Origin of the sequence: Helcococcus massiliensis, from assembly GCF_900258485.1 — a bacterium.
GTDB lineage: Bacteria > Bacillota > Clostridia > Tissierellales > Peptoniphilaceae > Helcococcus > Helcococcus massiliensis.
Genome location: NZ_OGVE01000002.1, coordinates 1 through 24,421 on the forward strand (window position 1 = coordinate 1; position 24,421 = coordinate 24,421).

21 protein-coding genes are annotated in these 24,421 nt (G+C 30.7%); 4 read left to right on the forward strand and 17 right to left on the reverse strand.

Annotated features, from left to right (window positions below):
• Positions 1-185 precede the first annotated feature (185 nt).
• From C4Q29_RS01705 to C4Q29_RS01715, 3 genes are read right to left on the reverse strand one after another with little or no spacing between them, the layout of a single operon-like run.
• The gene (locus C4Q29_RS01705) at positions 186-1,361 is read right to left on the reverse strand and encodes a polysaccharide deacetylase family protein (protein WP_103981104.1); all 1,176 of its coding nucleotides are present in this window, start codon (positions 1,359-1,361) and stop codon (positions 186-188) included.
• A gap of 42 nt (positions 1,362-1,403) precedes the next feature.
• Positions 1,404-2,612, reverse strand: a complete 1,209-nt coding sequence (gene dinB, locus C4Q29_RS01710; protein ID WP_103981105.1) for a DNA polymerase IV — start codon at positions 2,610-2,612, stop codon at positions 1,404-1,406.
• Between the two features lie 28 nt (positions 2,613-2,640).
• Positions 2,641-3,867 (reverse strand): DNA polymerase Y family protein, encoded by a 1,227-nt coding sequence (locus tag C4Q29_RS01715; protein ID WP_306457080.1) that lies wholly within the window; start codon positions 3,865-3,867, stop codon positions 2,641-2,643.
• Positions 3,868-3,996: 129 nt separating this feature from the next.
• Between C4Q29_RS01715 and C4Q29_RS01720 the strand changes: the two genes are divergently transcribed.
• Together C4Q29_RS01720 and C4Q29_RS01725 are read left to right on the forward strand one after the other, a co-directional pair.
• The gene (locus tag C4Q29_RS01720; protein WP_103981107.1) at positions 3,997-4,374 is read left to right on the forward strand and encodes a helix-turn-helix domain-containing protein; all 378 of its coding nucleotides are present in this window, start codon (positions 3,997-3,999) and stop codon (positions 4,372-4,374) included.
• Positions 4,367-4,882, forward strand: a complete 516-nt coding sequence (locus C4Q29_RS01725; RefSeq protein WP_103981108.1) for an ImmA/IrrE family metallo-endopeptidase — start codon at positions 4,367-4,369, stop codon at positions 4,880-4,882. The genes C4Q29_RS01720 and C4Q29_RS01725 overlap by 8 nt, the downstream gene beginning before the upstream one ends.
• 220 nt (positions 4,883-5,102) lie before the next feature.
• On the opposite strand, the gene hbs is transcribed toward C4Q29_RS01725, so the two are convergent.
• From hbs to glmU, 6 genes are all read right to left on the reverse strand, one after another.
• Entirely contained in the window at positions 5,103-5,381 is a 279-nt protein-coding gene (gene hbs / locus C4Q29_RS01730; RefSeq protein WP_103981109.1) for a non-specific DNA-binding protein Hbs, read from the reverse strand.
• A 128-nt stretch (positions 5,382-5,509) separates the two neighbouring features.
• Positions 5,510-6,541, reverse strand: a complete 1,032-nt coding sequence (locus tag C4Q29_RS01735) for a peptidylprolyl isomerase (protein WP_103981110.1) — start codon at positions 6,539-6,541, stop codon at positions 5,510-5,512.
• Entirely contained in the window at positions 6,538-10,005 is a 3,468-nt protein-coding gene (gene mfd, locus C4Q29_RS01740; RefSeq protein ID WP_103981111.1) for a transcription-repair coupling factor, read from the reverse strand. The genes C4Q29_RS01735 and mfd overlap by 4 nt, the downstream gene beginning before the upstream one ends.
• 1 nt (position 10,006) lies before the next feature.
• Entirely contained in the window at positions 10,007-10,579 is a 573-nt protein-coding gene (gene pth, locus C4Q29_RS01745; RefSeq protein ID WP_103981112.1) for an aminoacyl-tRNA hydrolase, read from the reverse strand.
• A complete protein-coding gene (locus C4Q29_RS01750; protein WP_103981113.1) occupies positions 10,579-11,550 on the reverse strand; it encodes a ribose-phosphate diphosphokinase in 972 nt (323 codons plus the stop codon). The genes pth and C4Q29_RS01750 overlap by 1 nt, the downstream gene beginning before the upstream one ends.
• A gap of 11 nt (positions 11,551-11,561) precedes the next feature.
• Positions 11,562-12,935, reverse strand: coding sequence for a bifunctional UDP-N-acetylglucosamine diphosphorylase/glucosamine-1-phosphate N-acetyltransferase GlmU (glmU, locus tag C4Q29_RS01755; protein WP_103981114.1), 1,374 nt, complete (start codon positions 12,933-12,935; stop codon positions 11,562-11,564).
• Positions 12,936-13,063: 128 nt separating this feature from the next.
• Between glmU and murC the strand changes: the two genes are divergently transcribed.
• Positions 13,064-14,446 carry a UDP-N-acetylmuramate--L-alanine ligase gene (gene murC / locus C4Q29_RS01760; protein WP_103981115.1) on the forward strand — a complete coding sequence of 461 codons (1,383 nt, stop codon included), beginning with the start codon at positions 13,064-13,066 and terminating at the stop codon, positions 14,444-14,446.
• A gap of 75 nt (positions 14,447-14,521) precedes the next feature.
• On the opposite strand, the gene C4Q29_RS01765 is transcribed toward murC, so the two are convergent.
• Positions 14,522-16,162: an ABC transporter ATP-binding protein gene (locus tag C4Q29_RS01765; protein WP_159459185.1), complete on the reverse strand. Its 1,641-nt coding sequence runs from the start codon at positions 16,160-16,162 to the stop codon at positions 14,522-14,524.
• Positions 16,163-16,309: 147 nt separating this feature from the next.
• On the reverse strand, positions 16,310-17,008 hold the full coding sequence (locus tag C4Q29_RS01770) for an aldose epimerase family protein (protein WP_103981117.1): 699 nt from the start codon (positions 17,006-17,008) through the stop codon (positions 16,310-16,312).
• Between the two features lie 104 nt (positions 17,009-17,112).
• On the opposite strand from C4Q29_RS01770, the gene C4Q29_RS01775 reads away from it, so the two are divergent.
• Complete coding sequence (locus C4Q29_RS01775) at positions 17,113-18,300, forward strand: glycosyltransferase (protein ID WP_103981118.1); 1,188 nt, start codon at positions 17,113-17,115, stop codon at positions 18,298-18,300.
• 48 nt (positions 18,301-18,348) lie between these two features.
• Here C4Q29_RS01775 and C4Q29_RS01780 read toward each other — a convergent pair whose 3' ends face one another.
• The 6 genes from C4Q29_RS01780 to C4Q29_RS01805 all read right to left on the reverse strand — a co-directional run bounded on the left by C4Q29_RS01780 (position 18,349) and on the right by C4Q29_RS01805 (position 24,156).
• Positions 18,349-19,002 carry a trimeric intracellular cation channel family protein gene (locus tag C4Q29_RS01780; protein WP_103981119.1) on the reverse strand — a complete coding sequence of 218 codons (654 nt, stop codon included), beginning with the start codon at positions 19,000-19,002 and terminating at the stop codon, positions 18,349-18,351.
• An 8-nt stretch (positions 19,003-19,010) separates the two neighbouring features.
• The gene (gene hslO, locus C4Q29_RS01785; RefSeq protein WP_103981120.1) at positions 19,011-19,892 is read right to left on the reverse strand and encodes an Hsp33 family molecular chaperone HslO; all 882 of its coding nucleotides are present in this window, start codon (positions 19,890-19,892) and stop codon (positions 19,011-19,013) included.
• Between the two features lie 67 nt (positions 19,893-19,959).
• Positions 19,960-20,163 (reverse strand): cold-shock protein, encoded by a 204-nt coding sequence (locus C4Q29_RS01790; protein ID WP_103981121.1) that lies wholly within the window; start codon positions 20,161-20,163, stop codon positions 19,960-19,962.
• A 68-nt stretch (positions 20,164-20,231) separates the two neighbouring features.
• On the reverse strand, positions 20,232-20,978 hold the full coding sequence (locus C4Q29_RS01795; protein ID WP_103981122.1) for a class I SAM-dependent DNA methyltransferase: 747 nt from the start codon (positions 20,976-20,978) through the stop codon (positions 20,232-20,234).
• On the reverse strand, positions 20,968-21,504 hold the full coding sequence (gene hpt / locus C4Q29_RS01800; protein ID WP_103981123.1) for a hypoxanthine phosphoribosyltransferase: 537 nt from the start codon (positions 21,502-21,504) through the stop codon (positions 20,968-20,970). The genes C4Q29_RS01795 and hpt overlap by 11 nt, the downstream gene beginning before the upstream one ends.
• Positions 21,505-21,525: 21 nt before the next feature.
• Positions 21,526-24,156 (reverse strand): valine--tRNA ligase, encoded by a 2,631-nt coding sequence (locus tag C4Q29_RS01805; protein WP_103981124.1) that lies wholly within the window; start codon positions 24,154-24,156, stop codon positions 21,526-21,528.
• Positions 24,157-24,421 lie beyond the last annotated feature (265 nt).

Consider the following 24,421-nt stretch of genomic DNA (forward strand, 5'->3'; position numbering starts at 1 on the left):
TCTTTTAAGCTTACACATCCTTCTAAATATTCGTTTACAACTTTCTTTTTGAATTCTATACTATATTTTGCCATGAAAAAACTGACCTCCTTAGTTAGTTTTTAGGTCCAACTTTTTGGGGTCAGTTTATTTTTTTCCTTACAACTCTCTTTTTTCATTGACTATGTTTTATCTAAAATATTTTATCAAAAATTACCAATTTCAAAATTATTATCTCTTAACCAATCTATATAATCAGCTAATATCAATGAATTGGTTCTTGATACGGAATGTAATAAGACTACATCACCACTTTTAGTGTTTTTTTGTAAAAAGCTTAAAGATTCGGAAGTAGAAGGTTGATTATCTGTATCCCAATCTTTATAGGCTAATCCCCATAAAATTGTTTTATATCCCATCTTCTTGGCTCCAGCTACAGTTCTTTCACTGAAAACTCCTTCTGCTGGTCTATATAGCTTTGTTGTTGGCAATTCACCTATAATAGACTTATAAATGTCTTCCCATTCTTTGATATCTTGAATTACTCTTTCAGAGGATACTTTTCTTGGGGTTAGGTGCTTATTGGTATGGTTACCAACAATATGTCCTTCTCTTACCATCCTTTTAACTAAATTTGGATTATCTTTAATATAAGATCCTGTTACAAAGAAAACACCTTTTACATTTTTAGCTTTCAATGAATCTAATATATCACTTGTGATATTTTGGTATTCATAACCATTATCAAAAGTTAAATAAACTTTATTCCCAAAATTATAGTAGCCATTATTTTCTTTTAATACTTTTCTGCCATAGGCACTTGGATGAGACCATGACCAGCCTGTAGTTTCTGTTGATCCAGCTGTTTTAATATTTTTATTGTCAGTAGATTTTCCATTATCCGGTTTAGTAGCTGATGGTTTTTTATTTGATGTTTTTTTATTTGATGCTTTTGCAATTAAGCTTATATTTACCTTGTTTGGATTAATCCAGATACCAGCAACATCAGGGCTTTTACTTATATTAATAGCCCCATTTTCATATGTCTTATAAACAAAATACTTGCCTGGACCATAGCTAGAAACTTGATCTTTTCCTTCCATAGCATTAGCGGCATTACTGAAACCTGAAACTGTCTCTAATATACTTATTTCATCACCACTTGTATATGCCCTCTTGGTCATTTCTTTTTCTGTTTCTTTTTTTGTTTCTTTAATTGTTTCTTTTACTGTCTCTTCAGTCGTTTCTTCCTTTTGAGTTTCTTTTTTAGTTTCCTCCACTGTTTCCTTAGTTTCCAATTCTGATTTAGATTTTTTACCACAACTTGTCATTGCCAAAATTCCTGTAATAATGACCATAACTAATAATATTTTATTTTTCATAAGAAAACTCCTTAATCTGACTTGCTTTATTATAATATATAATTATCTCTCAAATTTTTCATCTCCATATCTCTCATCTAAATCAGGAGAATAGCCTAATTTAACCATATCTTTACCAAAATTATTTTGTAAGTTAAATATAGCCTTGTCTAATTTTGATTTTTTATCTTCGTCCTTAAAATCTGCTAAAAAATTCGTTTGTACATTTGAATCTTTGGTAAGATTTATAGCTCTTAACTCTAAAAACCTTATAGATTTATCCCATTTATAATTTTCAAATAGGTCTAAGGCTGTATCCCTCAACACTATAGATGAAAAACTCGAATAATCTAAGATTTTTTGAAAACTTTCTTGTTTTAAATCCTTATCTTTTACACTAATTTGAACTCCCATAGCTTCTAAGTTTTCTTCAATCAGCCTTCTGCTTACCTTTTGGGCTAATCTATGAAAAACATATCTGATTTCTTCCTTGCTATCTAAGTTTTCAATAAAGGTTCTACCATGTGATATGGATTTAATTGGATCTAGGTGATGAAAATCCTTTACTTCACTATTATCCAAACCATTTACTTGGTCCCAAATTTTCTCACCATGACTTCCTAAAATCTTTTCTAATTCTTCTCTTTTAGTTTTAGCTATATCTCCCAGAGAAAATATACCTGCCTCATTTAATTTTTTTACACTAGCTTGCCCTATCCCCATCATATTGGATATTTTCATGGGCCAAACTATTTGCTTAAAATTGTCTTTTCTTATCTCATTAACTGAATCAGGTCTAGCTATGTCTGAAGCTAGTTTAGCAAAAATTTTATTGAAACTAAGGCCTACACTCACTGTAATACCCAACTCATCCTTTATTCTTTGCCTGATGGTATTTGCAATTTCCAAAGGGGTTCCAAATAACTTAGTAGACCCTGTTATATCCAACCAGGCTTCATCTAAACTGAAAGGCTCAACTTGATTGGTATAGGAATAATAAATCTCCCTAGCCCATATGGAATGCTTTTTATATTCATCATAATGTGGTTCTACTATTTTAAGGTCTTTACATCTCTTTTTTGCCATCCAAATAGGTTCAGCTGTTTTTATGTTGAAGATTTTAGCCTCTTCTGACTTAGCTAAAACTATACCATGCCTGCCATCATGACTTGCTGATACAACTAAAGGGATACCCCTAAGCTCTGGTCTTAGCTTCATTTCTATTGAAGCAAAACAATTGTTCATATCTATATGTAAAATTTGCCTATTCATATCCCCTCCTTATAGATATTTTATCACATTATCTCATAGAATTTGGAAGAGTATATATATCTTGGAGATCTGTTGGTAATTTTACATTTTCTTTCAAGGAAGCAAATGTTATAGAATCTTTCCCATGTTTTTTTCTAATTTCATAAATAGCTTGGTCCAGATTGCTTTTCTTAATTAAGCCATCTTCTAAAGCAAAAAAATCAAGCTGGGTCTTATCGATGTCAACCAAATATATAGCCCTTATGGCTAGGGCCCTTATAGGTCTAAAGACCTTATAATTTTCAAATAAATCCATGGCCCTTTCACACAAAATTATAGAAGAATAGGCTGGATAAGAATATTTTTTTTGATAAGAAACAGAATTAAATTCATAATCTCTTATGTGGATTTCTATCCCATAGGCCTGGTAGCCATATTGGATTAACCTTTCACATACTTTTAAAGCTAAAACTTGAAAAACATGGTAAACTTCCTCAGCATTTAGTAAATCTTCTGTACATGTAGACGAGTTGCCAACAGACTTTATTTCCGGTCTAAATCCCATATCGGCTACTTTTGATTGGTCTTGCCCATTAGCATATAACCAAAGCTTTTTGCCATTTTTCCCAAGTAGTTTTTCAACAATAGATAATTCTGTATTTGCCAAGTCTCCCAAAGTATATATATTGATTTTATTTAACTTTTTTCTTGTAGAAGATCCAATACCTAGGATAGAGCTTATGTCCAGAGGCCAAACAATCTTTCTAAATCTTTCATGAGGAATACATGTAATAGCATCAGGCTTTTTCATGTCAGATCCAAGTTTAGCAAATATCTTGTTAAAACTAACACCTATACTTACACTTATACCTAATTCTTTTTTCATCCTCTTCCTAATATCTTCTGCAATTACATTTGGATTTCCAAATAACTTTTTGGAAGATGTAACATCCAACCAAGCTTCATCTAAACCAAAGGGTTCTACCTGGTTGGTATAGGAATAATATATTTCTCTAGCCATTAAGGAGTGCTTTAAATATTGGTCATATTGTGGTGGGACTGTAATCAAATCTGGACATTTCAACTTAGCTTCCCAAATAGTTTCGCCTGTTTTAACACCTAATTTTTTAGCTTTTTCTGATTTAGCAAGGACTATACCACGTCTTTCATCTACAGACCCACTAACAACCAAGGCCTGTCCTCTAAGCTTTGGATTTAATTTCATTTCAATAGAAGCATAGCAATTATTCATATCGCAGTGTAAAATATCTCTCATAATAACTCCTTGACATAAGCTAATTTTAACCTTACTATAGTGTCATAGTTAACACTTTTCTAAAGTATGGTGTCTTTTGTAACACTATTATAGTGCTACTAGTGGCACCTTGTCAATCTAGGAGATTTTATGAATTTTTCAGATAAACTAAAAAAATTAAGAAGTCAAAGCCAATTAACCCAAAGTGACTTTGCTAATAAAATAGGAGTAAGCCTTAGAACTTATAAGGCCTATGAATTAGGTGAAAGAAGACCTAGAAAGCATGATATATATTTAAAAATCGCAGATATTTATGACTTAGATTTGAATAGTCTAATTACCGATGGAGAAGATTTAAAAACTTTAAGTCATATAGAAAATGATTATAAAGATGCAGATGTAATAATAAAGGAAATGCTTGGTCTATTTTCAGGAGGAAAGTTAGACTTAGAAGATAAAAAGGCTGTTTTAGATAGTTTAGAAGAAGCTTATTATATAGCAAAAATGAAAGAAGAAAACAATGAATAGGTATCATTTTATAGAAGACCAAGCAAATAAATTGATTGATAAATACAATACTAGAGACCCCTATACCATTTTGAAGAATCTTGGAGTAGAAATTTTGCCATTTAAAGGAAAAACTAAACTTTTAGGCATGTATACTCGCATATTAAATACTAGTTTTGTTTTTTATAATCCAGATAATAGTTATGAAATGAAAAAAATGGTCTTTGCTCATGAACTTGGTCATCACATTTTACACCAGGAAGAAGCCTTAAAAGATAAGATATTTGAATTTGAACTATTTAATATTGAAAATAGTTTAGAAACTGAAGCTAACTTATTTGCTTCCCACCTATTAATAGACCAAGAGGAAATTCTGGATTTAGCGAATCTAGATTATACTTATGATCAAATAGCAGCTTCTCTAAATGTTAATGTTAACCTGCTGTTATTTAAAATTTCTGAAATGAATAGAAAACAAAACATCTTAAAAACGATTCCAGAAATTAATAATAAATTTTTGAGATCTTAGATTAAATGATGTATAAAATATGTATACTTATAAAATAGTATTGGAGAATAGGCCATCCTATCTTACCAATCAACCTCCGAGATAAGCTTTTGTGTTCATTACCTAAGTTAGGAGAGCGTCTAGGTGACAATCAGAAAGCATGGGTTCAAGTCACCGATGGCCCACCATCGCATACAAAAAAAAGCAACTGCCTTAAGACAGTTGCTTTTTAAATAAGTTCTTATTTGTTAACAGCTTCTTTTAATGTTTTACCAGCTTTGAATACTGGTGCTTTAGATGCTGGGATATGAATCTTTTCTTCAGGATTTCTTGGGTTTCTACCTTCTCTAGCTTTTCTGTGTCTTACTTCGAAAGTACCAAATCCAACTAATTGTACTTTTTCTTCTTTTGTTAAAGCTTCTGTTACAGCTTCTAATAAAGAATCTAAAGCTTTTGTTGAATCAACCTTTGTTAAACCACTCTTTTCAGCGATTGCTGCTACTAATTCTGATTTGTTCATAATTTTTCCTCCTAAAATATCAGTTTTTTTAACTGTAAGTTTATTATACCATATGAAACGTGTATTTCAAGGCTTTTTTGCTTTTTTTTTATACTTTTTTATGCTTTTTATACTATTTTTATAAAATTTTATTCAGATTTTGTTTCTTTATTTGTTTCTGCCTTGGTTTCTTGATTTGTTTCACCTTGGGACTCTGAGTTTCCGTTTTGTAAACTTCCTTTTGGATCATAGAATTTAATATCTGCTTTTGATACTTGTTCTTGGATATATTTATTATAGGATTCTGTAGATAAAGCTTCCTTTATCATTTCTATATTTTTGTCTAAGCCTACATTATTTTCTGTTACTTGAACTATATGATACCCATGTTTAGTCTTTATTGGATCAGATATTTTACCAGATTCAACTGCGAATGCACCCTCAACAAAATCTTCATCAAATCTTGTTCTTGTTACCTTACCTAGGTCTCCACCTTTTTCTTTTGCAGCTGTATCTATAGAATACTCATCTGATACTGCTTTAAAATCTTCACCACTGTCTAGTTTTTCTTTAACTGTTTTTGCAGTTTCTTCGTCTTTTACAAGTATATGTTTTGCATTAACTGAATCTATATTATCTTTATTCTTTTCATAGTATTCATTTATTTCTTTATCTGAAATATCTAATTTTGAAGCATACATTTCTCTATGCTTTGTATTTTTAATTGAGTTCAAAACATTTTGAACAAAAACTTCTCTGGAAACACCTAACATACTTAAATAATTGTTGAAAGCTTCTTCTGATCCAAGATTTTTAATATATAATTCTAATTCTTTATCTAATTCTTCTTGACTTATTTCTATCTTGTTTTCTTCTAATTCCTTACTTACAATTTTATCAAGCACAAATAGGTTAGTTAATTCTTGTGTTAAGTTTTGTCTCATTGCTAAGATACCTGAATATAGGTCATAAAACTTGTAAAAGTCTTCATATGAAACTTCATCACCATTTATAGTTACATAAGCACCTTTTTTATTTCTTAAATCTTCTAAACCTTCGTTTGTTTTTCCTAAAACATCAGAATTTATTTCTCCATCTGAAGTTTTAATTTTACCATTTGAACATCCCACTAAAACTAAAACTAAAGCTAAAGTTAGTGATAATAATTTTATTTTTTTCATTTTTTCTCCTTATTTATTTTATCAATCAATTTCAAAAGATCTACCAATTTCATCATATAATTTCCTTCTTTAGAAATTAATATAGTTGGATTTTCCGTCATATCAAATTTCATATCGCCCCTATAGTCTTGGGCTAATATTTTTAACTTGTCAAAATCAAAGTATTCCAGTTTTTTATATGATAAGGCTATTTGATTATCTTTTTCATTTAGCTCATCCATATCATTGTTTAACATCAAAGATCTTATATATGAAATATCAATAATATTTTGCACAGGTTTTGGAATATCTCCAAACCTATCAGTTAACTCATCTATTATAGCATAATGGTCCTGGTCATTGTCAATATATGATATTTTCTTATAGATATTGATTTTTTCATTTTCATCTTCTATATAAGAATCAGGTATATAGGCATCTAAATATAGGTCTATTTTTACATTTCTACCTATATGTGATTTAGTTTTTATCCCTTTTATCTCATCTATTTTTTCTTCCAGCATTCTTACATAAAGGTCATATCCTATTGACTCTATATGGCCACTTTGGCTTTCTCCTAAAAGATTTCCTGCTCCCCTTAGCTCTAGGTCTCTCATAGCTACCTTATAGCCTGATCCTAGCTCAGTAAAGTCTTTGATAGCTTTCAACCTTTTTTCAGCTATGGAAGTGAGCACTTTTCCTTGTGGATAAGTAAAGTACGCGTAAGATGTCCTGCTAGACCTTCCTACCCTACCTTTCAATTGGTAGAGTTGACTCAGACCCATCATATCTGCATTATAAATGATAATTGTGTTTACATTTTGTATATCCATCCCAGTTTCAATAATGGTTGTTGTCAGTAGAAGGTCATATTTTCCATTTGAGAAATCTTCTAAAATATTTTCCAATTGACGGGTTGGCATCTGACCATGGGATATAGCTATATTGGCTTCTGGGACTAGTTTTTTCAAGTCTTCATATAATTTATTTATTGACCTTACCTTGTTATATACAAAATAAACCTGTCCTCCTCTAGCCATTTCCTTTAGGATCGCCTCTCTGATTAATAAAGGATCATATTCCATGACATAGGTATTTATTGGTAACCTATTTTGTGGGTATTCGTCTAATATAGACATGTCTCTAATACCCGATAAAGACATCTGTAGAGTCCTTGGTATAGGTGTGGCTGATAAGGTCAAAACATCTATATCTTCACTTAGCTCTTTTATTTTTTCCTTATGTTTTACTCCAAATCTTTGCTCTTCATCGATAATTAGAAGTCCTAAATTATCAAATTTAATTTTATCAGATAACAATGCATGGGTACCAACTATAAAGTCGATTTCTCCAGACTTCAACTTTCTAATAGTTTCCTCTTTTTCTTTAGGTGTTTTAAACCTAGATAAAAAATCTATGTTTATAGGAAAATCCTTAAATCTATTGTAAATAGTATTGAAATGTTGCTTAACCAAGATAGTAGTTGGTGCAAGCATAACAACCTGCTTGGAATCCATAACTGCTTTAAAGGCAGCCCTTAAGGCAACTTCAGTTTTACCATAGCCAACATCACCAGCTAATAGTCTATCCATTACCTTTTTACTTTCCATATCATTTTTTATTTCACCAATAGCCCTGATTTGAGCATCAGTTTCAACATATGGAAATGCATCTTCAAATTCTCCCTGCCAACTTGTATCTGGACTATATGAAAACCCATCAATTTCCATTCTTGTTGCATATAATTTTACAAGTTTATCGGCGATTTCTTCTATAGCTTTTTTAGCCCTATTTTTCGACCTAGCCCAGTCTGTACCATTTAAGTTGGATAATTTTGGCTTATTATCCTCATTACCAATAAACTTAGATATCATGGTCATATCTGTAGTTGGAACATACAATTTATCTCCCTTGCTATATTCTAACTCCAGATAGTCAGCCTTATTTCCATTTAGTTCTATATTTTTTATACCTAGATACTTGGCAATACCATAATTATCATGGACCAGGAAATCACCCTTATTTAAGTCCACATAATTTATTATTTCCTTATTTTTTATGGTCCTGGATTTTTTCTTGTTGGTCTTTTTAAATATTTGATTGTAAGATACAAAATTAATCTTATCTTGATAATAGTCAAAACCCTTTTCTAAATGATAAGGAAATATATTTACCTTGGATAAATTGTCAAAGTCTAATTTATCTATTATTTTTGATGCAAGCTCCTTATCTTCAAGGTCCTTATTTAGTTTTAAAGCATCTTCCTTATTTGCTGCAAATATATTTGTAATATATTTATTTTCAATATTATATTTTAAGTCCTCTACAAATAGGTTGAATTTACCATGGTAAGTCGGATTTTCCCTTACCTTACTTTCTATTATTTCATCAAAATTTATATCAGGATTGCTTTTTAGTAGTCTTGAGAAATTTATCTTTGTATTATTGATGTTTTTTATTAAGTCGTCAAAGTTGTGGTAAATCCTTCTGTGGCTAGCTAAAAGTTCACCATTATCTATCCTATTTTCAATATCTTCCATATTGAAGGTTTCTATCTCTTTTGCTTCATGGATTTCTTTTGTAATGTCATCAAAAATTATCAAAGTATTTTCTGGCAAATATTCAAATATTGAAGCCAAATTTTCCTCTAAATATGGAATCAATAATTCAATATTATCAATTGGATTTTCATATTCTATATTTTCTATAATCCTTGCAAATTTCTCTTCTGCTCTTATGTATGCTTGGTCTGATAAAATCTGTTTAGACTTTTCTAAATCATTTTTGATTTTTATTATAATCTTATCTTTATTTTTATAGGCTATATAGTTTTCAGACATAGGATATATAGCGTAAGAATCTATAGTATCTATGGACATCTGAGTATTTATATCAAATTTTCTGATAGAGTCAACTTCTATATCGAAGAGTTCAATCCTAGTAGGTTTTTCTTCATGGACTTGGAAGATATCTATTATATCCCCTCTTACAGAAAATTCTCCCTTGGCTTGAACCATGGTCCTCTTTTCATAGCCCAGGTCTACCAATTTCTTAACCAAGTCTTCTAATTTAATTTCACTATCTAAATTTATGATAAAAGAATGGTCCTTAAAAGATTTTACACTTGACAACTTGCGTCTAAGCCCATTAACAGAACTAATGATTATAGGATTATCTCCAGAAATCATCTCTATGATAGACTTCATCCTATGACTTCTATTTGTAAAGTCTAAGTCTTGCAACAATTGATAATTCGTAGATAGGGCTGGTAGGTAAGAAGCTGGTATATTATTTATAGTGTAATTTTCATACAAGTCTCTTGCCTTGTTGTCATTATTAAGCACAAGAAAAACAGGTCTTTTTATATTTCGTCTTAACTCATAAATAAAATGACCTGTGGCTTCATCTATTAATCCATAATTATATATAAACTTTTTATTCAGTTTTATAGCCTCTATTAAATTATTCAATGATTTAATTTGCATACTATATTAACCTTACAGAATTTACTTCATTCATAGCTTGATCTATGCCATTCTCTATTATTTTAATAACAGCATCCCTAGCTATCTCTATTTCCTGGTCTACAATTTTTCTTTCTTCATCTGAAAATCTAGATAAGACAAAGTCCGCTAAATTCATATATGAAGGTTTTTGATTTACTGCTATTTTTACCCTTGGAAAGTTTTTAGTTTTTAGTCTTTCAACTATAGACTTTAGGCCATTGTGAGTTCCTGGAGATCCATTTCTCTTTATTCTCACACTACCAAATTCTATATCAATATCATCAACTAAAACTATTATATTTTCTTCATCTACGTCAAAATAATTAGCAAATTGGACAAGACAATCGCCAGAGGCATTCATGTATGTCTCTGGCTTTACTAGTATTATTTTTTCACCTTTGTGTCTGCTTTCTCCATATACACCATTAAATTTAACCTTGTCTATATTAATGGCAAAGTAGTCTGCTAGTAAGTCTATAGCATCAAAACCTACATTGTGTCTTGTTTTATCGTACTTCTTACCTGGATTTCCTAAACCTACAATTAAATACATTATTTCTTATCTTTCATTATATCTGATACAGATGTATAAGTTACTATACTCTTTATAGTTAAAGCTATCATTGGTGCCAATGATAAAACAGTAATTTTTTCATTTTCTTCTTCAATATTTTCATGAAATATTGTATCTGTAATTATACATTCCTTTACAGAAGAATTGTTTATTCTTTCTAAAGCTGAACCTGATAATACACCATGTGTAGCTGCTATGTATACGTCTTTCGCCCCTTCTGACTTCAAGGTTTCTACGGCATTTACTATTGTACCCGCAGTATCAATAATGTCATCGATGATTATACAGTTTTTACCCTTGAATTCACCTATAACATTTAGTACAGCTGATTCATTTGGTCTTGGTCTAAACTTTTCAATAATAGCGATTGGTAAGTGTAAAACGTCAGCTAAAAGTCTAGCTCTTGTTACCCCACCTAGGTCCGGTGAAACTACTACCCAATCATGTTCATTATTTTCTTCTATAACTTTTTCAAAGTATTCAGCTATAACTGGTCTTGCTGTAAGGTGGTCAAATGGGATATCAAAGAAACCTTGGATTTGGGCAGCGTGCAAGTCTACTGAAACAACTCTGTCAGCACCTGCTGCTTCAATCAAGTTTGTTACCAACTTAGCTGTAATAGGTTCCCTACCCTTTGATTTTCTATCTTGTCTAGCATAGCCGTAGTAAGGCATAACAACATTTATCTTATGAGCTGAAGCTCTTCTTAAAGCATCAACTATAATTAAAGTCTCCATAATTGTTTCATTAGCAGGTTCTGAAGTAGGTTGTATTAAGAATACATCTCTACCTCTTACAGTTTCGTTAATTCTAACGTGGATTTCTCCATCAGCAAATCTGCTTATGGTAAGGTCTCCCAATCTTAAGCCAAGCTCATCTGATATGTCTTGTGCTAATTTTTTATTTGAGGATCCTGTATATAAAACTACTTCATTTTGTGCATCAAACATTGTCTTCTCCATTATTCACCAAACTTTCTTGTATAATAACCTTTAATATTTTTCTGCTCACTTCTTTCTACTGCTAATTCTCCTTCTGCTACATCTCTTGTGATTGTAGATCCTGCAGCTAAGAAACCTTTATCTGCAACATTTATAGGAGACACTATATTTACATTTGCACCTAAGAACGCATCATCTCCAATTGTTGACCTAAATTTATTTTTACCATCATAGTTAGAGAATATTACCCCACATGATACATTGACTCTCTTTCCTAGATCAGCATCACCTATATAGGCTAAGTGGCCTGCTTTTGCTCCATCATCTAAGACTGCATTTTTTACTTCTACGAAGTTTCCAACATGTACATTTTCTTTTAATTCAGCTTTTGGTCTAAGTCTTGCAAATGGTCCTACATCTGACCCATCTCCAACTATTGCTTGGTCAATAAATGAAGAGAATATAGTTACATTATTTCCTATTTTCGCATCATTTATTCTAGTATTCATACCAATCAAACAATCTTCTCCAATTTCAGTATTACCTAAAATCTTAGTATTTTGTTCGATAATAGTATCTTTACCAATTTTTACACCCTTTTCAATGGTAATGGTTTCAGGATTTTCTAAGATAACTCCATCTCTCATGTAAGATTCATTTATTCTTCTTCTCATTACTTTTTCTACTTGAGCTAGTTGAATCTTATCATTAATTCCCATTATTTCTTCATTATCACTTAATTTATATGTATCTATCTTACCTTTTTCTTCTTGTAAAATACCAAAGACATCAGTTAGGTATAATTCACCTTGAGAATTATTGATATCTAATTTATTTAATGCATACCTCAACTTTTCACCATTAAATACTTGAATACCTGAGTTGATTTCTTTTACTTTTAATTCTTCAGGGCTACAATCCTTATGCTCAACTATTTTTTTGAACTGTCCTTTTGCGTCTTTTACAATTCTTCCATAGCCGCTTGGGTCTTCAAAATCAGCGGTCAATACAGTAGCAAGATTGTTTTCCTTATTCTGTTTGTCCATAAGCCCAACTAATGTTTCCTTGCTTATTAAAGGAACATCTCCTGTTAAAACTAGAATATTATCATTGTCGCCAATGAAATCTTCCGCTAGTTTTACAGCATAGCCTGTACCATATGGTATACCTTCACCTATTTCTTGCTTTACATATTTTACCCTGTCTCCAAAGGCTTCTTTGACCTGATCTTCATTATTTCCTACAATCACAATCACTTCATCAACTTTGGACTCAATTGAAGCGTCTATCATATAAGAAAGAATGGGTCTATTGCATAGTTTATGTAATACTTTTGAAATATTTGACTTCATTCTGGTACCTTCTCCAGCAGCCAAAATAATTACCTTATTCATTGTACCTCACTTATTTTTACTAACATTCATTTTAATTATACAACAATTGCTAGCTATGTAAAATTATTATTTAATTACTAAGGTTTTTGTGATATTATAGTACCGAATAATTTAGAAAAGGGTAAAATATGTTTAAATTTGATTTTGGAGATAAAAATTTTAATAAAATACATTTTATAGGTATTGGTGGTATCAGTATGTCTGGTATAGCTATGCTCTTACACAGTAAGGGATACCAAATAAGTGGATCAGATAGGAAAGAAAATCCACATATAAATAATTTAATTAAAGAAGGAATAAAAATCTATATTGGTCAAAGTAAAAACAATATTAGCGACCAAGATTTATTTGTTTATACAGATGCTATTCCTCAACATAATGAAGAGCTTATGGCAGCTAAGGCTACTGGCAAACCGGTTGTTTCAAGAGGCGTCTTATTAGGTGCCTTGATGAGAAACTTTGACAGGTCAATCGCTGTATCTGGTTCTCATGGTAAGTCAACAACAACTTCTATGATAGCTAAAATCTTATTAAGCTCAGATGAAGATCCTACTATTCTTTTAGGTGGAGACCTAGATGAAATGGATGGAAATGTTAAGGTTGGAGATTCTGATATTTTACTTACAGAAGCATGTGAATTCAAAGCTAATATCTTAAACTACTATCCATCAACAGCTATAGTATTAAACATCGATGAAGACCACTTGGATTACTTCAAGGACTTAAACCACATAGTAGAGACCTTTATTGGCTATATGAAAAATTTAGATGAAAATTCTAAGGCAATCATCAACCTTGATGATCCAAATACATCAAGACTATTTGAACATATCAAGGGTAAGGCAATAAGCTTCTCTCTTGAAGATGATAAGGCTGATTACTATGTAAAAAGCTATAAATTGAATGAATTGGGACATTGTGAATTTGTTATAAATATAGATGGCAGAGATGAAGTATTTAATTTGAATGTTGCTGGTAAGCACAATGTTTATAATGCTCTTGCAGCTATCATCACTACCTATGAAAATGGTATTGATATAGAAACTACTAAAAAAGCAATTTCAGAATACAAGACCTTGCATAGGAGACTTGAAACTATAGGAGAAAAAAATGGCGCAATTGTAATCACTGACTATGGCCACCACCCTGTAGAAATAAAGACAACCCTAGATGCTATAAAGACATTTTCAGATAGAAAGATTATCACTGTCTTTGAGCCTCATGAATTTTCAAGGACCAAGGCCCTACTAGATGATTTTTCAAAGGCTTTCTATGATTCAGATTTGACTATTGTTACAGATATTTATCCAGCAAGGGAAGAATTTGATCCAACTATCCATTCAAGCCACTTGGTAGAAAAATTGAAAGAAAATGGCGAAAATGCTATGTACTTGTCTACATTTGAAGAAGTTGTAGACTACTTAAAAGATAAGATTGATGAAAATTATCTTGTACTTACCTTAGGTGCAGGTAATACTCATATTCTAGCAAATATGATAGTTAATTCTTAATAAAAAGATTTAAAATGAAATAGAGCTAAAGATCAACCTAACTTGGAATGTCTTTAGCTCTATTTTTGATATTTTTTACATCCTATTTAAATCATAACATTTATCAGCGTATTCTAGGAAATTGCTATTGTGACTTATAGATATAACGGTGTATCCATCTTCTCTTACTAGCTTATTCAAGTTTTCTTTTATTATATTCTCACTATTAATATCTATGTTGGAACTTATCTCATCTAAAAGTAATATTTTATTTCCTCTTATCAAGGCTTGAGCTAAGGCTAGTCTCTGCCTTTCGCCACCTGAAATTAGTTTACCTGCTTCTCCGATATTGGTATCTAGCCCATTTTCTAAGGATTTTACAAAATCATATATATTAGCTATTTTTAAGCATTCTTCTAATTTATCATAACTGATATTTTTCTTACCTAGAAGCAAGTTTTCCCTTATAGTGCCTGGGAACATAAATATATCCTGATAAACTCTAGTAATATTTTCTCTAATAGAAAAACTTGAGATTTCTTCTATATTTACCCCATCAAATAAGATGTTTCCTTTGTCAGTTTTATAAAAAGCTAAAATCAAGTCAAATATTGTAGATTTTCCTATACCAGATTTACCAACTATACCAGTCCATTTTCCTATTTCAAAATTCATGCTTACATTTTCTAATACTTCTTTTTCAGAATTAGGATATTTGAAAGAAACATCTTCGAAGCTTATATCTTTATTTAAAACAAGTGGTCTTTTATGATCATTTGCTTGGCTTTCACCACTTACATCAATATATTCAAGAAATCTAGAAAATTCAGCATCCTGCTTTTGTTTATTAATTTGCATTTTAAGTATTATATCTATAAAACCATACAGCATAGCTGTATAGGAAATAATAGATATCAGAGATCCGGTTGTTAAATTTTCCCAATCTTCCATAATAAAGATAGCTGCTAAGGTGAAGGTTATACCTGTAAATAACATGGATAGAAAACCTGAAATCCAAATTCCAGAAGTAGAGTCCAAAGCTGCTACTTTTCCCCATATAGAAGCTGTATCTGCATTTATGTCTGCAACTTCTTGTATTTTTTCATCTTCTAACCTATAGGATTTTACAAGTCCTATCGCTTTAAAAATATCAACTCTTTTTTGAGATATTTTAGCATTGTTTTCCATGACCCTATTTATTTGACTTTGAATGGTACCCGTCATCTTTCTTATAGGCCAAATGGCAAGTGGTATAAATAAAAGTTGGACCAAGGCTATATATGGTGAATATGTACATAAGATAATTAATATAATAACTGAAATAAATATGTAGCCATAATACATAGGTAATTCCGAGATATAAAAGTTTATATATCCTGTAGCTTCCTTACTAGAATTTGTAACTAATTCTACAGAATTTTGCCTATCAAAAAATTCTAAGTCTTGGTCTACTAGATTTTTTGTGATCTGCATGGCTATATCATTCCCTTTATTTCTTGCAAACTTTATTGAAAAATAATTAAACAAAATCTGTGACAAAATATATACAGCAGGGATAGTCACAAATAGAATTATACCAAAGATAATCCCTCTAATATCTTGATTTGGTATGTAGGTATCTATTACTTTTTGCATAATTAATGGAGGTAGTAGCGACAATACTTTTGTAATTGTAAAAACTAGTATTGCAAGCATACTCCATTTTTTTAAGTTTTTACTATCTATTATTTTGTTCATTGGAACTCCTTTTAAGGATATATTTTTACAAATCATTCTTATTTACCATAAAAAACTTATAACATTTATATCTAAAATACATCATTGTTTATTATTTATCAACTGTTGTTTTTTCTCTATTATCTAATTTCTATTCATAACTACAAATTATAGTCTTATGATAAATTCAAACTCTTTGATTTTCCCCCTATCAACTTGGATCAAATCTAGATCCCTATTTAATGCATCATAGTTATAAGTTGGTTCAATACAGATATATTTATCTAATTCATCTGTCCAGATTACATATTTGTTTATATTTTTATTTTCTAATATAATTTTTTTACCATCTATCTCTATTTCTTTAACTTGTCCTTTAAACAAACTTTCCCTTACTTGGTCTGTTATTTCTAGTTTTTCTCCATTTACTTTCAAGCTATTTACATCTTTGTAAGCAAAGTAAGGATGGAAGGCTGGGCTTATAGTAAATGGCTCTTCTCCTAGGTTTTCTACTTCTAACTTACTTGTGAATGTATTATCTTCAAGGCTATACTCTAAACTAACTTCCATTTCTTCATAATCTTTTACTGGAGCTTGTAAAGTTAGTATAAGCTTATGATCACTTTCTTCTAAAATATCCCATTCTAAACTTCTTGCAAATCCATGGTTACTTTGATTTATTTTTTCTGATACTCCAAAATGTGGTAGACATACATGGTTGCCACCTCTTAATTTACTACTATTCCCCACTTTTATTTCTTTTTTAGGATAAAAAATTTGTTCACCAGCCTTATTAAATTCTATTATATAGGCCCCTAAAGTATCTATCTTAACTTGTAAATCATTATGCTTAATTATTTTTATCATGTTCCCTCCTACTTTAAGCTAAGTATAGCACTTTAAATAATATTAATAAATTCTTAATTAATTCATTATTTAAATATGTTATAATATCAAAAATGGAGGAAATTATGAGAATAGCATTTTTTACTGAAACATATCCACCCTATATAAATGGTGTCGCAACCCAAACTAAGATGCTTAAAGATACTTATGAGCTTTTAGGACACGAAGTTTTAGTTGTAACTGTAGGGTCAGAAAAACAAAAAGAAAAAATATTGAAAGATGGAGTTTTATATTTGCCAGGTATAGAACTAAAAAAAATCTACAATTACAGAATTTCCATGCCTGTAAGTCCAAGTCATTTAGAAGAAGTGGTAGACTTTAATCCTGATATTATTCATGCTCAAAATGAATTTGGTGTTGGTTTAAGTGGAAGGAAATTTGCAAAGAAATATAATATTCCTTTAGTTTATACTCTTCATAGTGAATATGATAGATTTCTATTTTATGTAGGTTTGAAGGATGGAAATCCTTTATTTGAAAAAATTTCGAAAAAATTATCAGATCAATTTTTGAAAAAACTACCTGAATCAGCTGATATAATAACTAGCCCATCTTATAAGGCACAGGCTTATCTTGACAGACAGAATATAGATAAAAAAGTTTATGTTATTGAAAATACTATAGATAATTCAAAGTTTTTACCTAGTCCAGAAAAAGATCAATTTAGAAAAGATTTTAGAGAAAAGTATAAGCTTTCAGATTCTACAAAAGCTCTAGTTTTTGTAGGTAGAATTGGCAAAGAAAAAAATATAGAAGAATTAGTGGAAAGCTTTATTTATGCGAATGTCGATGCTGACAAAGCAAAATTATTTATTATAGGAAAGGGGCCTGATTTAGAAAGCATTACTGAAATGATAAAAGAAAAAAATCTTGAAGATAAGATTATATGTCTTGGACCTGTTGATAATACCGATATTCCACTATATCTATCCGCTATGGATTATTACACAACTGCTTCTCTTTCAGAAATGCATTCCATATCCATGCTTGAAGGTATGGCGTCAGGCTTACCAGCCCTTATAAAATTGGATGAGCCTAATAAAAGTCAAATTAGACAAGGTTTAAATGGTTATACCTGGGAAGATAAGGAAGATTTTAAAAATCTTTTAGATAAAGTATTAAACTTTTCTGCAGAAGAAGAAGCTAAACTAAAAGAAACTACTTTAGCATATATTGAGAATAATAACAATATAAAACAAGCTGAGACCCTGTTAGCCTTGTATGAAAAAGCTATAAATGAAAAGAATAATTAATAATGAAAAATCCAAAATTTATAATAAATTTTGGATTTTCCATTTATTCTATTTTATTATTCTAGTTGCCCTAGGTAGGTTTAAGTTGAAGTGGTATGATATCATTCTTATTACAAATATTAATATTATACAAGATATCATAACCAACCTGACTGGTAATCCAGTATAATAAGTCAATAAATGATAAGCTGTTGAACCTATAATCGCGGCTGAAGCATATATATGTCCATCAAAAATATAAGGGGTGTTACTTACCAGCATATCTCTAATGATACCACCTCCAACACCTGATATAGTCCCAACAAATATATATAAAATTGCTGAATAAGAATTTGATATATTGTAAGCCACCTGCATACCAGTTATAACAAATACCGCAAGCCCCATGGCATCAGATAAAACCAAGGTTTCATCAAATAATTTATTTACAGTCCAACGGTTAACATTGTCATCAAGTAAGTTTACTATAAAAACTATAGTAGCTACAACAATAGCTAGGTAAATATTGATACCAGACCTTAAAGAATATGGTGGGGTAATTCCTAAAATAAGGTCCCTGATCATCCCTCCACCTGTTGAGGTAACTATACCTAATATCACAACACCTAAATAGTCATATCTTTTCTTGATGCCTTCTAAGGCTCCAGATATAGCAAAGGCTATTATACCTATGTATTCTACAAAAGTTAGAAAACTACTCATGACTACCTCTATTTAGCATTATTTATCATATTTTTTAGATCATCTTCATTAAATATATATGTTTTTTTGCAAAAGTCGCACACAACCTCTGCTTTCCCATCTTCTTTAAGTATATTTTCTAATTCAATCTTGCCAATTGATTCCAGGCCTGTTTCAATTCTTTCTCTACTACAATCACAATATAAGCCTACTTCGTTTGTAGCTATAATTTCTGTTTCAAATTCTGAAAAGTATCTTGATAAGATTTCTTCTGGGCTTAAACCTCCATCAATCAATTCAGAAACTGGTTTTAATCCTTTAATTGCATCTTCTAATTTAATTAAATCTTCTTCGCTAGCATCTGGTAAAACTTGGATGAATATCCCGCCAGCAGCTCTGATAGAAAGGTCCTTATCTACTAAAACCCCTAAGGCAATAGCTGTTGGAGTTTGTTCTGAATAAAAGAAATAATTAGCCATATCCTCTGCTATTTCCCCAGTTACAATTTCAGAAAGACCAACATAGGGCTCCTTCATTTTCAAATCTTTTACAACTGATAAGTTTCCATCTCTACCAACAAAAGATCCTACATCTAATTTACCAGGATATTTTGATTCTGGGTCTGCCTGAGGATTAGTAGCTGTTACCTTTACAAAACCATCAGCATTTGCAACTGCAACTAGTTTTCCGCCAGGTCCCTTACCATCAAAAGATATGGTAAGACTTTGGTCATCTTGAAGACTTGCTAGCCCCATCATGCTGGCTATAGTAGCAAGACGTCCCATGGCAGCTGAACCTGTAGCAGAAGATTCATGGATATTTCTAATTTCTTGAACCATATCTGTAGTTTGTCCAATAAAAAATCTAATAGTCTTATTTTTATTAATTGCTCTTATAACATAATTTCTCATAATTAATTCCTCTTAAAAAATTTAAAGAGGCTATTTACTAGCCTCTTTTTCACTTCCAATAATTTAATTATAATTTAACTACATTAGAAGCTTGTGGGCCTTTGTCAGCCTCAACAATTTCAAATTCAACTGCTTGTCCTTCATCTAAAGTTCTAAATTCACCATCATCTTCTAAAGCAGTATAATGTACGAATACATCTTGACCATCTTCAGTAGTTAGGAAACCAAATCCTTTAGTAGCATTGAACCACTTTACTGTTCCTTTTGTCATTTTTTCCTCCATATCTTTGTAGTTTACCTACTCTAATATCTTAACATATATTTGAATAAAAGTATAAATTATTTAATTGCATGGAATAATATTCTTTGGCTTTTATTTTCCTTATATGGTCCACCATCTTCATCTCTGTATGAAATATTCTTAAAACCTATCTCTTCCAGGATTTCTTTTATCTTTTCAATTGAATGATATTTTTCTATTTGGTTTTCTTCAAATCTTGAATAAGACCCATCATCATTCTTAACAAAGAAGTTTAAATCAAAGTTAACTTCTTCTCCATCTAATTGATTCTCCCAAGTATAAAAAATATTATCTCTTTCATATACGAAGGTATTGTCTGCTAATACTTCTAATAATTTATGTTTAGAATTTAAATCAAATATAAAAACTCCACCATATTTTAACCCTTCATATATTTTAGTAAATAATTCTTTAAGCTTCTTATCATCTAAAATATAATTAATAACATCTAATAAAGTAATAATGGCATCAAATTCAAAGTTGTCATATGGAAACTTACACATGTCAAAATACAAAAGGTCTACATTATCATGGTCAATTAGTTTGTTATAAGCATGGTTAAGCATTTGATCCGAATAATCAAAAGCTGTTATTTTGAAATTTTTATTTTCCGCTAACCTTTGTGTTAAATTACCTGTACCACAGGCTATTTCAAGTAAATTCCCTGATTGAATATTATTTTCACTCAATATATCAATAATATTTTGACTATATTTTTTATAATCTATATCAAATACAAGCTCATCATAAAAATCAGAAAATTTACGGTACATTTTATTCATCATCTTCAGGATTTACAAAGGCAAATATATATGGGCAGTTTCTGTAATAGTTACCGTAATTTAGTCCATAGCCTACTACAAATAAGTCATCGATAACTTCACCTTTAAACTCAGGATAAATTTCCACCCTTCTTCTATCTGGTTTATCCAAGAAGACAGCTGTTTTCACTGACTTAGGATTCTTCTTTAAGATATGTTCTTTGATAGCTTTCAAAGTATGTCCTGAATCACAGATATCATCAATAATCAATACATGCATATCTTCTACATCAGTTCTTATATCATGAACAATATCTACCCTACCTGAAGTTTCTTCGCTATCACCATATGAAGAAGTTGTCATAAAATCAACATTAGTCGGAGTTTTTATTTCTCTTACTAAGTCTGCTGCAAAAACAAAACTTCCTCTCAATAAAGATATAGCAACAATAGGCTCATTACCATAGGAATCACTAATTTGTTGGCCCATTCTCTTAACTGTTTCAGCAATTTCCTCTTTGCTAAATAGAACTTGCTTTTTTCTCTCCATTTTCTCCTCCAATTTAGTTAATTATAATTTACTTTTTGTTTCTATAATACTTTTTTCAACTTCTGTGAGCATCTTAGAATACTTTTCTACTTTTTCTTCTTCAGCCTCAACTAATTTTTGAGGAGCTTTTGAAGTGAATTTTTCATTTGCTAATTTACCTTTAGCCCTATTAAGTTCTGATTCAATATTTTTCTTTTCTTTTTCTAATCTAGCTAATTCCTTTTCATAGTCGATTAGTCCTTCTAAAGATAAGTATAATTTATAATCATCTTTAACTATAGTTGCTACATTTTCTAAACTTGAATTTTCATCGATAATTTCAATTTCATTTACCTTAGCTAATGATTTTAAGTTTGCAGATAATTCTGAGAATATCTTCTTGGTTTCTTCATTAGCAGTACTAATAAACAACTTTGTTTCTTTTTTATCTGGAACATTTAAGTCTTTTTTCTCTGACCTAATAGAAGTAATAGCGTCAATCAATTTTGATATAGACTTTTCTTCATATTCATATGCATTTTCTTCTGAATATCTTGGGTATTCAGCTAGTATGATTAATTCGTCATTGCCAGGTATGAATGAATATATTTCTTCAGTAATAAATGGCATATATGGGTGTAAAAGTTTTAATATTTTATCTAAAGCAAATAATAAAACTCCTAAGGCATTGTCCTTGTCTTCACCTTCGTCATGCAATCTATTTTTAACAAACTCAATATACCAGTCACAGAATTCAAACCAAATGAACTCATATAGATTACTTGCAACTATTCCCATTTCATATTGGTCTAAAAGTCTATTGGTTTCTTTAGCTAGGGTATTTATCCTTGAAATAATCCACTTGTCTTCTATGGTTAACTTATCTCTATTTAACTCATAAGTCTTATCTTCTTCCATGTTCATAAAGATAAATCTAGAAGCATTCCATAACTTATTAGCAAAGTTTCTCTTGTCTTTAACCTCTTCATCGATATATCTCATATCATTTCCAGGAGTATTTCCTGAAACTAGGTTCATCCTTAAAGCATCTGCCCCATATTTATCAATTTCATCTAATGGGTCTATACCATTATCTAGTGACTTAGACATCTTCCTACCTTGGGCATCTCTTACTAAACCATTTAGGTAAACAGTATTGAATGGAAGCTTTCCAGTATTATATAAGGAAGAAAATACCATTCTAATCACCCAAAAAAAGATAATGTCATATCCTGTAATCAAGGCATTGGTTGGGAAAAAGTATTTATAATCTTCTGAATCGGCATCTGGCCAACCAAGAGTTGAAAATGGCCACAAGGCTGATGAGAACCAGGTATCTAGTGTGTCCGGATCTCTTGTTACCTTTCCATATACTTTTTCATCAGGTTTTTCTTTAGAAACTATTACTTCACCATCTTCAGTGTAGTATACAGGTAATCTGTGTCCCCACCATAATTGTCTCGAGATATTCCAATCCCTAATATTTTCTAACCAATTTACATATATCTTTCCAAATCTTTCTGGAATGATTTTCAGTTCACCATTTTTATAAGCATCTAAGGCTGGTTTAGCTAGACTTTCCATGGCTACAAACCATTGGTCTGACAATAGAGGTTCAATTACAGTACCACATCTTGAACAGTGTCCAACTGAGTTATTGATTTTTTCAATTTTTTCTACAAATCCAAGTTTGTCTAATTCCTCTACAACTAACTTTCTAGCTTCATATCTGTCCAAGCCAGAAAATTTACCATAGCCTTCTGATATAACAGCATCATTTTCTATAACTACACATTGACCTAAATTATGTCTCCTACCTACTTCAAAGTCATTAGGATCATGGGATGGAGTTATTTTTACAGCTCCAGTACCAAATTCTTTATCAACGTAATCATCTGCTATTATAGGTATTTCTCTTCCTACTAGAGGTAAGATTAAAGTCTTTCCAACTAAATCTTCATACCTTTCATCAGTAGGATCTACAGCAACTGCCAAGTCACCCAGCATAGTTTCAGGTCTTGTTGTAGCTATAGTTAAAAATCCATCTGAATCTTTTAATGGATATTTAAAATACCAAATTTTACCTTCATTTTCTTCGTGGTCAACTTCAATATCTGATAATGAAGTATTACATACAGGACAATAATTAATGATTCTCTTATCTTTGTAAATCAAACCATCATCGTACATATTCACAAATACTTCTTCTACAGCTTTTGAAAGGTTTTCATCTAAGGTAAAAGCAGACCTAGACCAGTCGGCAGAAACTCCTAATTTTCTCAATTGTTTATTTATATTTCCACCATATTTTTCGGTCCAAGCCCAAGCTTCTTCTAAAAATCCTTCTCTACCTAATTCTTCTTTAGATTTTCCATCATTTTTTATTTTTTCAACCACTCTCGCTTCTGTAGCTATAGAAGCATGGTCAGTACCTGGTAACCATAAGGTTGAATATCCTGACATCCTCTTATATCTAATCATTATATCTTGTAAAGTAGAAACAAGAGCATGCCCCATATGCAGATTACCTGTAACATTTGGTGGAGGCATGACTATTGTAAAGGGCTCCTTAGACTTATCTACTTCAGGTGTAAAGTATCCCCCTTCTTCCCATTCTCTATATATCCTATCTTCATAAGATTTAGGATTATAGTTTTTATCTAAATTTCTCATTTTTCCTCCAAATATCGTGTTTGACCTAAAATTATATTATCTGTAATTATATTATTTATAGAGCTTATAGTCAAGAAAACTAGCTGTTTTCCAATACTTTTATTCACTCAATTATTTAGCATTTTTATATGATGTGAAATCCTTTTACTTTTTTACTTTTTGTTAATTTAAGGAAAAGACATAGTCGATTTAATCAAAGAATAATATTATTATGAAATAGTTATCATTTTTCTGTTTTTAATAGACAAATCTATAAATTTTGTTA

What these genes read in the sequence shown, in the direction of transcription:
- C4Q29_RS01775 (WP_103981118.1), top strand. Translation starts at nt 17,113, where the DNA reads ATGAGAATAGCATTTTTTACTGAAACATATCCACCCTATATAAATGGT.
- C4Q29_RS01790 (WP_103981121.1), bottom strand. Translation starts at nt 20,163, where the DNA reads ATGACAAAAGGAACAGTAAAGTGGTTCAATGCTACTAAAGGATTTGGT.
- pth (WP_103981112.1), bottom strand. Translation starts at nt 10,579, where the DNA reads ATGTATTTAATTGTAGGTTTAGGAAATCCAGGTAAGAAGTACGATAAA.
- glmU (WP_103981114.1), bottom strand. Translation starts at nt 12,935, where the DNA reads ATGAATAAGGTAATTATTTTGGCTGCTGGAGAAGGTACCAGAATGAAG.
- murC (WP_103981115.1), top strand. Translation starts at nt 13,064, where the DNA reads ATGTTTAAATTTGATTTTGGAGATAAAAATTTTAATAAAATACATTTT.
- dinB (WP_103981105.1), bottom strand. Translation starts at nt 2,612, where the DNA reads ATGAATAGGCAAATTTTACATATAGATATGAACAATTGTTTTGCTTCA.
- C4Q29_RS01705 (WP_103981104.1), bottom strand. Translation starts at nt 1,361, where the DNA reads ATGAAAAATAAAATATTATTAGTTATGGTCATTATTACAGGAATTTTG.
- C4Q29_RS01735 (WP_103981110.1), bottom strand. Translation starts at nt 6,541, where the DNA reads ATGAAAAAAATAAAATTATTATCACTAACTTTAGCTTTAGTTTTAGTT.
- C4Q29_RS01715 (WP_306457080.1), bottom strand. Translation starts at nt 3,867, where the DNA reads ATGAGAGATATTTTACACTGCGATATGAATAATTGCTATGCTTCTATT.
- C4Q29_RS01795 (WP_103981122.1), bottom strand. Translation starts at nt 20,978, where the DNA reads ATGATGAATAAAATGTACCGTAAATTTTCTGATTTTTATGATGAGCTT.
- C4Q29_RS01770 (WP_103981117.1), bottom strand. Translation starts at nt 17,008, where the DNA reads ATGATAAAAATAATTAAGCATAATGATTTACAAGTTAAGATAGATACT.
- hpt (WP_103981123.1), bottom strand. Translation starts at nt 21,504, where the DNA reads ATGGAGAGAAAAAAGCAAGTTCTATTTAGCAAAGAGGAAATTGCTGAA.
- C4Q29_RS01765 (WP_159459185.1), bottom strand. Translation starts at nt 16,162, where the DNA reads ATGAACAAAATAATAGATAGTAAAAACTTAAAAAAATGGAGTATGCTT.
- C4Q29_RS01720 (WP_103981107.1), top strand. Translation starts at nt 3,997, where the DNA reads ATGAATTTTTCAGATAAACTAAAAAAATTAAGAAGTCAAAGCCAATTA.
- C4Q29_RS01750 (WP_103981113.1), bottom strand. Translation starts at nt 11,550, where the DNA reads ATGTTTGATGCACAAAATGAAGTAGTTTTATATACAGGATCCTCAAAT.
- C4Q29_RS01805 (WP_103981124.1), bottom strand. Translation starts at nt 24,156, where the DNA reads ATGAGAAATTTAGATAAAAACTATAATCCTAAATCTTATGAAGATAGG.
- hbs (WP_103981109.1), bottom strand. Translation starts at nt 5,381, where the DNA reads ATGAACAAATCAGAATTAGTAGCAGCAATCGCTGAAAAGAGTGGTTTA.
- hslO (WP_103981120.1), bottom strand. Translation starts at nt 19,892, where the DNA reads ATGAGAAATTATGTTATAAGAGCAATTAATAAAAATAAGACTATTAGA.
- C4Q29_RS01780 (WP_103981119.1), bottom strand. Translation starts at nt 19,002, where the DNA reads ATGAGTAGTTTTCTAACTTTTGTAGAATACATAGGTATAATAGCCTTT.
- C4Q29_RS01725 (WP_103981108.1), top strand. Translation starts at nt 4,367, where the DNA reads ATGAATAGGTATCATTTTATAGAAGACCAAGCAAATAAATTGATTGAT.
- mfd (WP_103981111.1), bottom strand. Translation starts at nt 10,005, where the DNA reads ATGCAAATTAAATCATTGAATAATTTAATAGAGGCTATAAAACTGAAT.